Origin of the sequence: Bifidobacterium sp. M0353 (assembly GCF_016100645.1) — a bacterium.
Taxonomy (GTDB): domain Bacteria; phylum Actinomycetota; class Actinomycetes; order Actinomycetales; family Bifidobacteriaceae; genus Bombiscardovia; species Bombiscardovia choladohabitans.
Genome location: NZ_JACFSB010000001.1, coordinates 16,853 through 30,285 on the forward strand (window position 1 = coordinate 16,853; position 13,433 = coordinate 30,285).

General features: G+C 59.3%; 10 protein-coding genes. 9 read left to right on the forward strand and 1 reads right to left on the reverse strand.

Annotated features, from left to right (window positions below):
• Nucleotides 1-12 precede the first annotated feature (12 nt).
• From araA to H3V04_RS00095, 6 genes are all read left to right on the forward strand, one after another.
• Nucleotides 13-1,527, forward strand: coding sequence for an L-arabinose isomerase (araA, locus tag H3V04_RS00070; protein ID WP_154313154.1), 1,515 nt, complete (start codon nt 13-15; stop codon nt 1,525-1,527).
• 243 nt (nt 1,528-1,770) lie between these two features.
• The gene (locus tag H3V04_RS00075) at nt 1,771-3,771 is read left to right on the forward strand and encodes an LPXTG cell wall anchor domain-containing protein (protein ID WP_198186802.1); all 2,001 of its coding nucleotides are present in this window, start codon (nt 1,771-1,773) and stop codon (nt 3,769-3,771) included.
• A gap of 189 nt (nt 3,772-3,960) precedes the next feature.
• Entirely contained in the window at nt 3,961-4,791 is an 831-nt protein-coding gene (locus H3V04_RS00080; RefSeq protein WP_045935065.1) for a hypothetical protein, read from the forward strand.
• Nucleotides 4,792-5,359: 568 nt separating this feature from the next.
• Nucleotides 5,360-6,448 carry a class C sortase gene (locus H3V04_RS00085; protein WP_198186803.1) on the forward strand — a complete coding sequence of 363 codons (1,089 nt, stop codon included), beginning with the start codon at nt 5,360-5,362 and terminating at the stop codon, nt 6,446-6,448.
• A gap of 129 nt (nt 6,449-6,577) precedes the next feature.
• A complete protein-coding gene (locus H3V04_RS00090) occupies nt 6,578-7,426 on the forward strand; it encodes an aldo/keto reductase (RefSeq protein WP_198186804.1) in 849 nt (282 codons plus the stop codon).
• Between the two features lie 54 nt (nt 7,427-7,480).
• Nucleotides 7,481-8,278, forward strand: coding sequence for an HNH endonuclease family protein (locus H3V04_RS00095; RefSeq protein ID WP_232342380.1), 798 nt, complete (start codon nt 7,481-7,483; stop codon nt 8,276-8,278).
• A 155-nt stretch (nt 8,279-8,433) separates the two neighbouring features.
• On the opposite strand, the gene H3V04_RS00100 is transcribed toward H3V04_RS00095, so the two are convergent.
• The gene (locus tag H3V04_RS00100; RefSeq protein ID WP_198186805.1) at nt 8,434-10,005 is read right to left on the reverse strand and encodes an MDR family MFS transporter; all 1,572 of its coding nucleotides are present in this window, start codon (nt 10,003-10,005) and stop codon (nt 8,434-8,436) included.
• A 329-nt stretch (nt 10,006-10,334) separates the two neighbouring features.
• Here H3V04_RS00100 and H3V04_RS00105 point away from each other — a divergent pair, with 329 nt between their 5' ends.
• The 3 genes from H3V04_RS00105 to pstA are packed head-to-tail and all read left to right on the forward strand — an operon-like array spanning nt 10,335 to nt 13,410.
• Complete coding sequence (locus tag H3V04_RS00105) at nt 10,335-11,483, forward strand: phosphate ABC transporter substrate-binding protein PstS (protein WP_198186806.1); 1,149 nt, start codon at nt 10,335-10,337, stop codon at nt 11,481-11,483.
• Nucleotides 11,480-12,433: a phosphate ABC transporter permease subunit PstC gene (gene pstC, locus H3V04_RS00110; protein WP_198186807.1), complete on the forward strand. Its 954-nt coding sequence runs from the start codon at nt 11,480-11,482 to the stop codon at nt 12,431-12,433. Before H3V04_RS00105 ends, pstC begins: the two co-directional genes overlap by 4 nt.
• On the forward strand, nt 12,430-13,410 hold the full coding sequence (gene pstA, locus H3V04_RS00115) for a phosphate ABC transporter permease PstA (protein ID WP_045935074.1): 981 nt from the start codon (nt 12,430-12,432) through the stop codon (nt 13,408-13,410). The genes pstC and pstA overlap by 4 nt, the downstream gene beginning before the upstream one ends.
• Nucleotides 13,411-13,433: the final 23 nt, after the last annotated feature.

Here is a 13,433-nt window from a genome sequence, read left to right on the forward strand (position 1 = left end):
GGAGCAAGAAGTATGAGCATGAAAAATCCCTTCGAGGGCAAGGAACTCTGGTTCGCCGTTGGTTCGCAGGACCTCTACGGCGAGGAGACCCTGCGCCAGGTGGGCGTCCAGGCTGCGGACATCGCCAAGTCCCTCAACGACTCGGGTCGGATCCCGGTCAAGCTGGTCCTGAAGCCCACGCTGAAGGATTCGGACTCCATCCTGAATTTCATGGTCGATGCCTCGTCGAACCCGGCCTGCATCGGCGTGGTGGCCTGGATGCACACCTTCAGCCCGGCCAAGATGTGGATCAGGGGTCTGGAGAAGCTGCGCAAGCCGCTCCTGCAGCTGAACACCCAGCATCATGTGGAGATCCCCTGGGACACCATCGACATGGACTTCATGAATCTGAACCAGTCGGCCCATGGCGATCGTGAGTTCGGCTACATCCTGACCAGGCTGGGAATCCCGCGCAAGATTGTGGTCGGCCACTACACCGACCCCGAGGTTGCCGACAAGATCGGCGTCTGGGCGCGTGCATGCGCAGGCTGGGATGCCGCCAACAACATGAAGGTCTGCCGCTGGGGCGACAACATGCGCGATGTCGCCGTCACCGAGGGCGACAAGACCGAGGCTGAGAGGGTCTTCGGCGTCTCCGTCAACACCTGGCCGGTCAACGAGCTGGTGGACCATGTGAACGCCGTCACCGACGACCAGGTCAAGGATCTGATCGAGGACTACAAGCGCAGCTATGAGGTGGCTCCCGAACTTCTGGACTCCCGGTACGACTCCCTGGTGGTGGCCGCTCGCGAGGAGCTCGGCATGCGGGCCATGATGGAAGAGGTGGGTGCTACCGCCGCCGTGGACAACTTCCAGGATCTGGGAGCCCTGCGTCAGCTGCCCGGCGTGGGAGCCCAGCGGTTGATGGCCGACGGGTACGGATTCTCGGCAGAGGGCGACTGGAAGACCTCGGTTCTGATTCGGATCGGCAACGTCATGGGCTACGGTCTCAAGGGCGGCTGCTCGCTCATGGAGGACTACTCCTACAACTTCGTGCCCGGGCATGAGGAGATCATGGGCGCCCACATGCTGGAGGTCTCGCCCACGCTGCTGACTGAGGGACGGCCCCGCCTCGAGATCCACCCCCTGTCCATCGGCGACAGGGAAGACCCGGTGCGTCTGGTCTTCACGGCCACCCCCTGCACTGATGCTGTGGTCGTCTCCCTGGCGGATGTACGCGAACGCTTCCGCCTGGTCATGAACGTGGTGGATGTGGTCGAGCCCGGCGGGTCCCTGGCCAAGCTGCCTGTGGCACGCGCCCTCTGGAAGCCCCGGCCCTCGCTCAAGGTCTCGGCTGAGTGCTGGCTGCGCGCCGGCGCGGCCCACCATACCTGCATGACCACCACCGTGGGTCGCGAGGCCTGGGAGGACTTCGCCCGGATGGCCGGCGTGGAGCTCGCCGTCATCGACGAGAACACCGAACCGCGCCGTTTTGAGGCCGATCTGCGAGCCGCTGAGCTCTACCACCGGCTGGACAACCGGCACTGATTGCCTGTTTCAGAAAAGGTTGCAAGGCCCTGCCACTGCGCATGTGGTGGGGCCTTTGACATTCGGCTTGTCGGTTTGCGTTGTCCCTACTTTGTCGGTACAGTGATGATTAGGCAATGGGAACAGTGGCATGTCCCAAAGTTGACATATTGCCCACCCCCCTGAGTCGGGGAAGTGATCGGTTGGGGAGGCGAAGATGTGCCTGGCCATCCTGTGCCTATTAACAAAGAAGGGAATGCGTGCATGCACATGCAACGAGATAATGAAGGGATAAGGCTCCCTAAGCTTTTAGGCTTGGCGGTTGCCGGAGCGACGCTCCTGGCGGGCATGGTCGTTTTGCCAGCCACCCAGGCTTCGGCCGCTGAAGACTATGGATATAATGCCGAAGATGACTTCAGGCCGGGTGCAGTTCAGAGCGACGTGCACCCCCAACTGACAGTTACCAAGTACCTGTCGTTGGCTCAGGGGTACAGCCCCACGGGTTCTTCTAAGGATGCAGTCAAGTTGAACGCGAATGCCGACTTGGTTCCTGCCAAGGGCATTGCTTTCAATGTCAGGCAAGTCGTTCCCCAACCCGGTCAAAATCTATCTGACATTAGTGCCTCGGATGAGAACACATATAAGGTCACGGCCAACTATATCGGTATCACTGACGGCCAAGGTGTGATCAATACCTGGTATCCGGCTGACACTGCAACCAACGCTCCAGCGGTTGATATTTCAGATTCGTCGAAAGCTGTCAGCTTCCCTGGAGGTGCCAACCATTGGTATGTGCTGGTAGAGAATCGTGATGAGTCGCCGGCTTTCAAGGCTAACAATCCGAATAAGCTTGATAGCAACAAGTATCAAGATGCAGCACCGTCGTTCTTTGGTCTGCCTTATGCGGCTAACTCACTCGATGCCACCGATACTGCAAGCCAGGTTCAAGGATACATTTACCATCTGCACCTGTATCCGAAGAACATGAACATCACGCAGTTCTCCAAGACCGTCCAGTCGGTCAAGGATTCGCAGAATAATGTGAAGCCTCAGCGGACAGCTGTTGCTGGCGATACGATTAGCTACAAGCTGACTCAGAAGCTCTACAACACTGGCGCGAAGACACCAAAAGACGGCAAGCTTGATGTCAGTGAGCTGAATGGCGACGGTAAGGATCTGCGTATTGTTGATCGCATGTCCAGCTCTCTGAAGCTGAAGGGCGAATTCAAGGTTGTGCTTCATGCAGATGGAGTTGATGATGTGCAATTGGCTGAAGGTGCTACTGCTGATTATACGGAGTCACAGCCAACATCAAATCCTAACTCTTTTGGGGATAATAAGATGTTCGCCAATGAAGCCCCGAGCAGTAATGTATCTTATTACCAGTTTGATTTCTTCAATACTCTAACCAAAGTAAAGAACTTCACTCCAAAGGCTTTCCTGCTTGTCATAACTTATGATGCCACGGTCACTGGAGATGGTGATTCGACTGGCACCGATGGTGTGGCCAACGATGCAGCTTCCGATTTCACCGAAAACGTTGACGCAGATGGTAACCACCAAGATCCCATCCGTGAGCATACGAATGTGATCAATGCTGTTATTGCTTTCGGTGCTGTGCAGAATGAAAAGACAAAGTTTGCAGCTCTGCCCGACACTGAGTTCCGTCTGATCAAGTCTGAGAAAGAGCCGGATGAGTACCTTGCATCTGATGGAAACTTCTATGCCGAGGGTAAGGTACCAGATGGTGTTCAGCTCTACAAGGCCACGGCCAACAAGAATGGTTTGGTAGCGTTCGCTGCTTTGCCTGTCTTCGGCACACCAGCTCCAGCACCTAGAGACGCCGGCAAGACAGTGCAGGCCGGCAATTGGCTGCTGAAAGAGACCAAGACCCCCAAGGATTGGCGTAACCCTGGCATTCCCTTCCATACAGTAACATTTGGGGATGCCGGTAAGACTGAGGAGCAAGTCGCTCAGGAGTATGGACCTCATGCCACAATTCAGCCTGATTATACAAAGCTTGGGTTTGGAAAGTTCGGAAGGACACCTCAGCAGATCACTGACGGTGGTGGCACAGCGATACAGTTCAATAATGTGCCAGTACAAACTTACTTGGCACATTATGCGACTTCTGATGCTGATGCGCCTCTGGCCCTGCCTCTGACTGGTGGTCGTGGCATCCTGCTGCTGCTGGTTGTCGGTGCCCTGATCATGGGTGGTGCCCTCTACGCCCGCAATCGGCGCAATAACGCCGCCCGGGCCTGATGATCACGGTCACATCAAGAATCATGTGAGGTGACCCGATGGCGGACGGTTCCTCCGTGAATCGTCCGCCATTTTAATACGGAACGTTGAACTTCTGCGGTCCGCACATGTCGGGATGCTGGTCTGGTTTTGGATCAGCAGAACTGACGCAACCACGTCGTCGAAAGGCGGCCTTGGAAGGGAAGGTTTATGAAGGGAATTGCCTTGCCGAAATGCCTCACCCACCGGGTCCTGCCCTGTCTGATCGCGGCTTTGGCCTGTTTAGGTCTCACCGCTTTCGATATGACGCCGGCGGCAGAGGCGGAGACGGTCAACCCGACCCTGACGGTGCAACTTAAGAGAGGGCATTCAGGTCAAGGTGGTCAGAACGACATCCTGCCGAGTGCTCCTGTATCTGCTGGAGCAGGGTATGTCTTTCGTGCCTTGAAGCTGGATGCCGGTACTCTGAAGAGCCGGGTGGAGGCACTAGACCACAATCCTGGCGCTGATAAGGCACAGGCGGCCATCAGCAATGAGGTTGCAGCCAACCCAGATGCTTTCAAGGACAAGACACAACCCGCTGAATACTACGGTGTCTCTGATCAAAATGGCACTATAACCAACGCATCAGAAGCCAAATCACAAGGTGTCTGGCTTACAGGAGCCAATCTTGATTTAGACGCATCCAGTCTGACCGGAGGTAGTCCCGCTGTTTTTGATGGCGACTATTTCCATGCTTCATACTGGCTGGTCACTCTGGTGGCCACACCCAAGAATGCAAAGGTAAAAACCGATCCAGTGGTCGTACAGTTGCCGCTCTACCGCGAGCAGGGTGAAGTCCATCCACTTTATGATGTGACTATAAGCCCCAAACTTGTGGACATACCTCAGGTCGTCCCAGTCGTGCGATCTGGAGGTCATGGCAAGCTGGCAGCTACCGGTGTCTCCATGGTAGCGCCTGGTATTCTGCTTATAATCCTGGCCATGATGGGCCTCTACTTGGCGGTAGTCGCACGATCCTGGAACAGGGATGAGCGCTAGGTATTCTCATGGCAATGTCGGTGTGATGCCATCAAACGGCATCGTAGACATCTGTGAGGATGTGTAAAGACCGGCGGTATCATACAGGTGCCGCCGGTCTTTGTATGTCAAGAACTAACAATCGGACTATTTGAAGCGGGCATGAGAAAGGCTATAGATGGACCAGTACACTGACTCGGCTACTATGAGCCCATCCCAGACGACCGGAAACGGTGATGCCAACGTATCCATCCCGGCTGAGTCAGCCTCGTCAGACATGCCTGTTGAGCAAGGGGACATGCCACCTTCTTATGCTCCTAGTTCCGAGGTGCCGCCCTCCTATCCACCTTCGGCAACACCTGAGGATCGCGGAGCTTCAGAATCGGATGATTCAGATGCAATAGCAGCTCCAGTGACAGTTCCAGGCCACGCTACAACGTCTGCTCCGATAATTGTCGTTTCGGGAAATCATTCCCAGGACACAGATCAACAAGGTAAAGCAGATCAGGAAGCTGCGACTGCATCCAAACAGGCCAAGAAGGGCGGCAAGGCTAGCAAGTCAGGGCGGGGGTTCGGCCTCCTAGAGACCTTGGCCTTCCTGATCGGTCTGGCAATCTTTCTCTATCCCCTGCTGGCAGCCTATGTGAACTATTCCAAGGATTCCTCCGCAGTAGACAACTACGATCAAATCGTGGATGCACTCTCGCCTGCACAGCGCAGGGCGATGTGGCGTGATGCCAAGAAGTATGACGAGGAATTGGGCAAGCCTACGCTGAGGGACCCCTTCAAGTACAAGGAAGTCAAGGAACCACTGGGCCGCTACTACAAAATCCTCAATGTGGACGGCAAGGGCATGATGGCCTATGTGGAGATCCCCAAGATCAATGTCAAGCTGCCCGTGCGGCACGGCACCAGCGATGAGGTGCTCAAGGACGGCACCGGGCACATCGCCACAACCCACGTGCCTACAGACAACCGAACAATCCACTCCGTTATTACCGGACACACCGGCGAAGTCGGCTACATGCTTTTCGACAACCTGACGCAGTTGCGCAAGGGGGACGTCTTCCAGATACGAGTACTCAAACGGCATATGAGCTACAAGGTGGATCAGATCAAGATCATCCTGCCTACTGATGTGAGCGCACTGCAGCCAGTCCAGAATTCCAACTATGTGACCCTACTGACCTGCTACCCCTATGGTGTCAATTCCCACCGTCTGATTGTGCGTGGGCACTATATCGGCGATGACGTACCTCCCACCCAGCCTGAAGGGGCACCCATTTACATGGTCTGGGTGCTTCTGGCCCTGTTTTTGGCCTGCCTGGTGGGCTGGTACCTGCTCTCACGTCGTCGGCGCAACTGTCGCCACGAACTGGAGCAGATGGAACATCTGGAATCCCGGGCGACCGGGCCTGGGACCATGGGGGAGCCGCTGGCCACGATCATGGTCAGCCATGAGCAGGAGACCCGATCGGAAGCAACCCGCCGTCGCCGGCTGATCAAAACCCGGCGGATCTGCAGCGCCCTCATGTGGCTGCTGGCAGTGCTCGGCCTCTTCTTCGCCTGGGGTACGGTCGGCATGATGATGAGAATCAGCCTGCTGCCCGTATTCGACCTTGGCTACCACTGGTTCGATACCCACCTGCTGTACTTCTTCGGCATCAGCAAATTCTAAGCCGGTGCATGGGCGGGTAGGTTTGACCACATGTGCCTGTTTGGTCGTAACCGGGCTTTTGCCTGGCTCTAGAATGGAGCGAGCATGGCCCGGCAGACTGCTGGGCCGCATCCTGGGAAGGTGTGGACCATGACAGCAGTTCCTGACATCCTATTGTCTGACGGCAATCGCATTCCGCAGGTGGGCCTGGGCGTGCTCAGGATCGACGATGATCAAACCGCTGGAGTAGTGCAATCTGCCCTGGAACTGGGTTATCGCCACATCGATACGGCGGCTGGCTACCGCAACGAAGGAGGCGTTGGTCGTGGCCTCAAAGCATTCGGTTGCCAGAGCGGTCCTGGGCGTACCAAGCTGTGGCTGACTACCAAGCTGCGCGACTCCGAGCAGGGCTATGACAGCGCTCTGCGGGCCTTTGACCGCCAGCTGGCACTGCTGGGCACTGACTATGTCGACATGTATATGATCCACTGGCCAACGCCGTTCGATTGGCGGGCCGACCAGGTTTGGCGCGCTTTCCATCGGTTGCGCGATGAGGGACGGGTGCGGACCCTGGGGGTCTGCAACTTCCTGCCGGAACATCTGGAACGGCTGCACCAGGAGACAGGGGAGTACCCTGCCGTGGATCAGATTGAATTGCACCCCAGCTGGCAGCAGCGCGCAGTGACCGCCTTCTGCAAGGAGCATGGCATAGCCGTCCAGGCATACTCTCCATTGGCGCGAGGCGCAGACCTGAGAGCCGGTGGCGGCAGGCTGGAGAAAATAGCCCAGGCCCACGGGGTTACGCCGGCCCAGGTGGTGCTGCGTTGGCACATCGAGAACGGGACCATCATCATTCCCAAGTCTGTCCACAGGGAAAGGCAGGCGGAGAACCTGGACCTGTTCGGCTTCAACCTGACACCTGAGGAGCATGCCGCCATCGATGCCATGGACTCCCCGGTGCGCGCAGGACACGACCCGATGACCTATGCATACGCCTGACCGCTATGATGGATGATTCATGCAAGCAGTCGACATAGGAGGTATCGGCGGTAGATGACCGGTCCGAGACGCAGAAGATATCGGTATCGAGGCCGCAGTCGGTACGGTTCGGTTTGGAGGAATCCTGCCCCGGCCCGCTTCCGTCGCGAATCACTCACGGAACGGGTGCTGATTCTTCTGGTAGTGGCTGTGGTTCTGGGCATTACCATCGGTCTGATACTGCCAAGGGTCAATGGTGGAGTCGGACGGCTGACCGGCCGATATACGGCAACCGGCGACGCGGCTCAGACCCTGCAGAGTCTGACAGTGGATGATCATGCACGCCCTGGCCGTCAGTATCGGCGTGAGGCCTTTGGCTTCAAGGAGACCGATGAGGACGGCAACGGCTGCAATGTGCGCGAGGATGTGCTGACCCGCGATCTGACTGATCTGCGTACCACTACTCCCGGCGGATGCAAGGTGGCCAGTGGTCGTCTGCAGGACCCTTATACCGGGCGGACCATCGAATTCGTCAGAGGGCCGAAGACCAGCTCGGCTGTGCAGATTGACCATGTGGTCGCCCTGGAGAATGCCTGGCGGTCAGGAGCCAGTAAGTGGGACACGGCCCGCCGCTACCGTTTTGGCAACGACCCCTACAATCTTCTTGCTGTTGACGGCCCCGCCAACCAGGCCAAGGGGAGTGCCTCGGCCGACTACTGGCTGCCCGAGAACAAGGACTATCAGTGCTCCTATGTGGCCCGTCAGATAGCGGTCAAGGACAAGTACTCCCTGAGTGTCACCAGTTCGGAAAAGCAGGCCATGCTGGCTGTTCTGCATACCTGCCCGGGCCAGCCTCTTCCGCAGGATCGCTGATCGCTGGCCTACAGGAGACCGATACTTCCGCCGAAAGAACAAGCTGACAACTGACATCTTTCAGTTGACGTCTTGTGTTTACCAGTCTGTCGATCCTGCACCTTGCGGTGAATCTGGTCAGATCTAGCGGGTACCGGAGAAAGACACCCCGGTGATCAGTCCTGGGTTTTGGTGTCGGCGGTGGAGGCTGTGACGGCAGGGGCTTCGGTGTGGATGATGTGCATGTGGCGCAGGAGCATCCGGGTCATCTGGCGGCCGGAGCCGGCGCCGTTTCCACGAACGCCGAAGTAGACCAGCAAGACCATGCCCAGGCAGATCAGTGCCGAGATGCGCAGGGCCCACTGCACGCCGAAGATGTTGGCTGCGATCTGGGTGGAGTGACCGCCGCCCATGGCGTTGTGGCGCAGGGTGGTGATGGTCTCCATGAGGATGACCAGGATGGGTGCGCCGACAGCGCCGGCGATCTGCCGGGCCGTGTTGGTGACGGCCGAACCGGCTGAAACGTCCTTGGGAGCCAGGTTGTTCAGGGACCAGGTGGTCAAGGGCATCAGGGTGAAGCCCATGCCGATCTGGCGGATGAACTGGCAGATGGAGACCAGGCCGATCCAGGTATTGGCGCCGATCAGGCTCATGGCGATGGTGCCCAGCAGCAGGACCGAGCAGCCCGTCATAGCCACGGGACGTGCGCCCCAGCGGTCCAGCAGCCGGCCGCCGAAGAACTGGGCGATGGCGGTGCCGATAGCTCCTGGAAGCATGACCAGACCGCTCATGGTGGCCGAGAAGCCGCGGTCAGTCTGGATGTACATGGGCAGGATGACGGTGACCGAGCTGAAGGCGAAGAAGGACATGGAGGCGATGATGGTGCCCACAGTGAAGTTCTTGATCCGCAGCACATGCAGGTCCAGCAGGGGCTTGTCGTGATGGAGCTGGCGCAGAACGAACCAGACGATCCCGATCAGGCCGACCAGCATGAAGGGCCAGGTCATGAAGGAGGTGATGGGAAAGTTCTCGATGTTGGTGAAGCCGAACATGAGGCCGCCGAATCCGAAGATGGACAGGGCCACCGAGAAGAAGTCCGCCTTGACGCTGGTGTCGCGCTGGCCGAAGTTGCGCAGGCCGAAGATGGACAGGAGCAGCGCCACAGCCCCGCAGATGCTCAGCGTCAGGAAGATGGAGCGCCAGCCGTTGGCATCGGTCTGCCATCCGCCCAGGGTGGGGCCGATGGCCGGGGCCACGCTCATTGCCAGGCCCACGGTGCCCATGGCCATGCCGCGCTTGGACAGAGGATATATGGAGAAGACGGTGATCTGCAGGACGGGCCACATGGTTCCCGTGCCTATGGCCTCAAGGATGCGGCCCAGCAGAACCAGGGCGAAGGTCTGCGACTGCCAGCTCAGCAGGGACCCCAGGGTGAAGACGGCCATGGAGGTGATGACGATCTGCCTGGTGGAGAAGCGTTTGGTCAGAAAACCGGTCAATGGCACCATGACGCCCATGACCAGCTGGAATACCGAGGTCAGCCACTGGCCGGTGGTCAGGGTGATGTGGAACTCGTCCACAATGGTGGGCAGGGCCGAAGCCAGCTGCAGCTGGGTGAAGTTGCCCAGGAAGGTGATTACGGTCAGGATGGCCAACGAAAGGAAGGCCTCATGGGTGAGCTTTCCGTTGACGAAGGCTCCATCCTTGCTGAGGGTCCGCCCTTGCTTGGCGAGCTCCTGCTTCCTCATGCAATCACCACTTCCTTCGGGTTAGTCCTCACTGCGCATACCACTCCCTGCGGTGCCGTCCTAGAAAGCAAATCAGGGCATACCGATACCGGTGACACTAAGAAAAGAACAAGAGAGCTAAGCGTCTGACAATGACCTTATAATATACCCGTCTGTGGATTGTGATTGAGTTTTTCCACATGGCTGACGCGGATGTGGCGACCTTGTCCGGCGGTCAGCGTTTCCAGTATGCTGTGTGAGGCGAGCTTCGGTAATGTGAATACGGGAAGGTCAAGCACGGGCTGATGAGGACGGACGTTTGAAATGCAACGGCGGTCAAGGTAGGTAGCATGCACGCACATGGTCATGGTCGTGGTAGATTCGCGGCCCTCCTCATGTCCTTGGCAATGATGATTTCCCTGGCGGCCTGCGGCGACAACGTCCCCGTCGATGGAGGCGGTACGGGCGATGCGGCAGATCAAGTCCTCTTCCAGGGCGAGTTCGCCGGATCTGGCGCATCCTCCCAGCAGAGCGCTGACGAGGCCTGGATAGCCGGCTTCCGCAAGCAGCATCCGGGGGCGCGTATCTCCTATGACCCGGCAGGTTCCGGTGCCGGGGTCAATGCCTTCCTTTCGGGTTCGACCATTTGGGCCGGCACCGATGCACCGCTGACCGCCGATCAGCTTGAGCGCTCGCGAAAGGTCTGCGGTTCCGGTACGGCCATTGACCTGCCCGTCTATGCCACTCCAATCGCCGTGGCCTACAATCTTCCTGATCTGTGGCCCAAGGGTTCAGACGGCCATCTGCGGATGGACCCGGCTCTGATCGCCATGATCTTCTCTGGAAAGGTCACCAACTGGCGGGATTCGCGCATCGCAGCCCTCAACCCGGAGGCCAATCTGCCCGACCTGGACATCACGGTGATTCATCGTTCGGACAAGTCCGGCACCACGAAAAGCTTCCTGTCCTATCTGCACGACACCGCCGGGTCCGCCTGGCCTTATCCAGCGGGTGAGAATTGGCCCAACGACCTGGGGCAGGGTGCCAAGGGCACTGCCGGGGTGATCATGACCATGAACCAGGCAGAGGGCACCTTTGGCTATGCGGACGCGGCACAGACCACCGGGTTGGGGACCGTGGCCGTCCAGGTGGGGAAGACCTGGCAGCCGCCTACAGCAAAGACCGTGGCCAACCTGCTGGATTCGGCCCAACGGGATCCCCAGGCCAGCCAGCCCGGCCGGGTGGTCCTGACCGTGGACCATCGCACCACACGGAAACACACCTATCCCATCGTCCTTGTCTCCTATGATGTGGCCTGCACCGTCTATCGAAACGATCAGGACGGATCCAAGGCCCGGTTCGCCAAGGCCTGGTTGACCTATCTGCTGAGCGAGCAGGGCCAGCGCATGGCTGCGGCCAATGCGGGCAGCGCCGAGCTGGGGCAGGGGCTCCGCAGTCAGGCCATGGCCTCGGTGGAGACCATTGGGGGGAAGTCATGAGCGAGAAACCGGACGAGGCTGCAACCCTGAACAAGGCCAAACGGGTGGACCGGATCTTCAAGGCCTGTGCCACCGGGACGGGCATCCTGATCCTGCTGGCCCTGGCCGCGGTCACCCTCTTTCTGATCCTGCGGGCTTTTCCGGCCTTCACCGGGGACCCGGATTCCCGCACCCAGGCCATACGCTCCCTGAGCGGTGGACGGGCAAGCAGCTTCCTGGGCTATGTGGGCCCGCTGGTCTTCGGCACCATTCTGATTGCTGGCCTGGCCCTGCTCTTGGCCTTCCCTGTGTCCCTGGGCATCGCCCTTTTCATCGGCTACTACGCCCCCGCCCGTCTGTCTACGCTGCTCAGCACGGTGATTGACCTGCTGGCCGCCGTGCCCTCGGTGATCTACGGGCTCTGGGGGGCTCTGGTTCTGGTTCCCAATATCACCGGCTTCTGGCGTTGGCTGTCCGTCCATTTGGGATGGATCCCGCTCTTTTCCGGACCCGCTGCAGCACCGGCCCGGTCCGTGGCCACGGTGGCCCTGGTGCTGGCGGTCATGATCCTGCCCATCATCACCTCGGTCACCCGAGACATCCTGATCCAGGCCCCTCGATTGCAGCAGGAAGCTGCCTTGGCCCTGGGCGCCACCAAGTGGGAGATGATCCGGCTTGCTGTCCTGCCTTTCGGTCGCTCGGGCATCATTTCTGCTTCCATGCTGGGGCTGGGGCGGGCCCTGGGCGAGACCATGGCGGTGCTGATGATCCTCTCGCCCGGTTTCAGCTACTCCCTGCGGCTGCTGCAGGCTTCAAAGAGTCAGACCATCGCCGCCAACATCGCTGCCCAGTTCCCCGAGGCGGACTCCCAGGGTGTGGCCCTCCTGGTGGCCACAGGTCTGGTCCTCTTCATCATCACCTTCATCGTCAACTATCTGGCGCGCAGGATTACAGCAAAGGCGGGTGCATGATGGCAAGCCGAACTGATCGAGGACCGGTCATCGACTTTGACCGCTTCAGGCCCACCAGGTCCTCCATCCGGGCACGCAAGCGTAAGAACCGGCTGATGACCGTCCTGATCGGTCTCTCCTTCCTGGTGGCCCTGATTCCGTTGGTTTCGGTGCTCTGGGTCAGCCTGTCCAAGGGGGTGCGAAGGCTGACACCGGACTTCCTCACCCACAATATGAGCGGGGTGGTAGGGGGCAACCCCACGCCGACCGGAGGCTATGGCGGCATCCTGCACGCGGTAATCGGCACCCTGGAGATCACCTTTGGCTCCATGGTCATCTCCATTCCGGTGGGGGTCATGTGCGCGGTATATCTGGTCGAGTACGCCCATGGAGGCCGCCTGGCCAAGGCCATCAGTCTCATGGTGGACGTGATGAGCGGGATTCCCTCCATCGTGGCCGGCCTCTTCGCCTTCTCCATGTTCGCCCTGGTGGTCGGACCGGGCACCGTCAACGGCCTGGCCGGTTCGGTGGCCCTCTCCCTGCTCATGCTGCCCACGGTGGTCAAGACCTCCGAGGATATGCTGGCCGTGGTTCCCGACGACCTGCGCGAGGCGGCCTACGCCTTGGGAGTGACCAAGCAACGGACCATCACCAGCATTGTTCTGCGCACGGCCCTGCCCGGCATCGTCTCGGGCACCATTCTGGCTGTGGCAAGGGTCATTGGTGAAACGGCGCCCCTGCTGATCGCCTCGGGCTTCATCGCCACCACCAACCCCAACCTCTTCTCCGGGAGGATGACCACCCTGCCGGTCTTCGTCTACAACGAGTATTCCCAGGGGCTGGCCGTCTGCGGACCGGGGGCTGATCCGGGATGCCTGAGCGACATCCACATGCAGCGGGCCTGGGCTGCGGCCCTGGTGCTGATTCTTATCGTCCTGCTGCTCAATCTGCTTGGGCGGCTGGTCTCGCGCATCTTTGCTGTTGGGCGGACGCGTTGAGCGCCGCTATGAGAGAAACGGAG

Excerpts from the sequence above, each read along its gene's own strand:
- H3V04_RS00090 (WP_198186804.1), top strand. The coding sequence starts at position 6,578 with ATGACAGCAGTTCCTGACATCCTATTGTCTGACGGCAATCGCATTCCG.
- H3V04_RS00080 (WP_045935065.1), top strand. The coding sequence starts at position 3,961 with ATGAAGGGAATTGCCTTGCCGAAATGCCTCACCCACCGGGTCCTGCCC.
- H3V04_RS00100 (WP_198186805.1), bottom strand. The coding sequence starts at position 10,005 with ATGAGGAAGCAGGAGCTCGCCAAGCAAGGGCGGACCCTCAGCAAGGAT.
- H3V04_RS00095 (WP_232342380.1), top strand. The coding sequence starts at position 7,481 with ATGACCGGTCCGAGACGCAGAAGATATCGGTATCGAGGCCGCAGTCGG.
- H3V04_RS00075 (WP_198186802.1), top strand. The coding sequence starts at position 1,771 with ATGCACATGCAACGAGATAATGAAGGGATAAGGCTCCCTAAGCTTTTA.
- araA (WP_154313154.1), top strand. The coding sequence starts at position 13 with ATGAGCATGAAAAATCCCTTCGAGGGCAAGGAACTCTGGTTCGCCGTT.
- H3V04_RS00105 (WP_198186806.1), top strand. The coding sequence starts at position 10,335 with ATGCACGCACATGGTCATGGTCGTGGTAGATTCGCGGCCCTCCTCATG.
- pstC (WP_198186807.1), top strand. The coding sequence starts at position 11,480 with ATGAGCGAGAAACCGGACGAGGCTGCAACCCTGAACAAGGCCAAACGG.
- pstA (WP_045935074.1), top strand. The coding sequence starts at position 12,430 with ATGATGGCAAGCCGAACTGATCGAGGACCGGTCATCGACTTTGACCGC.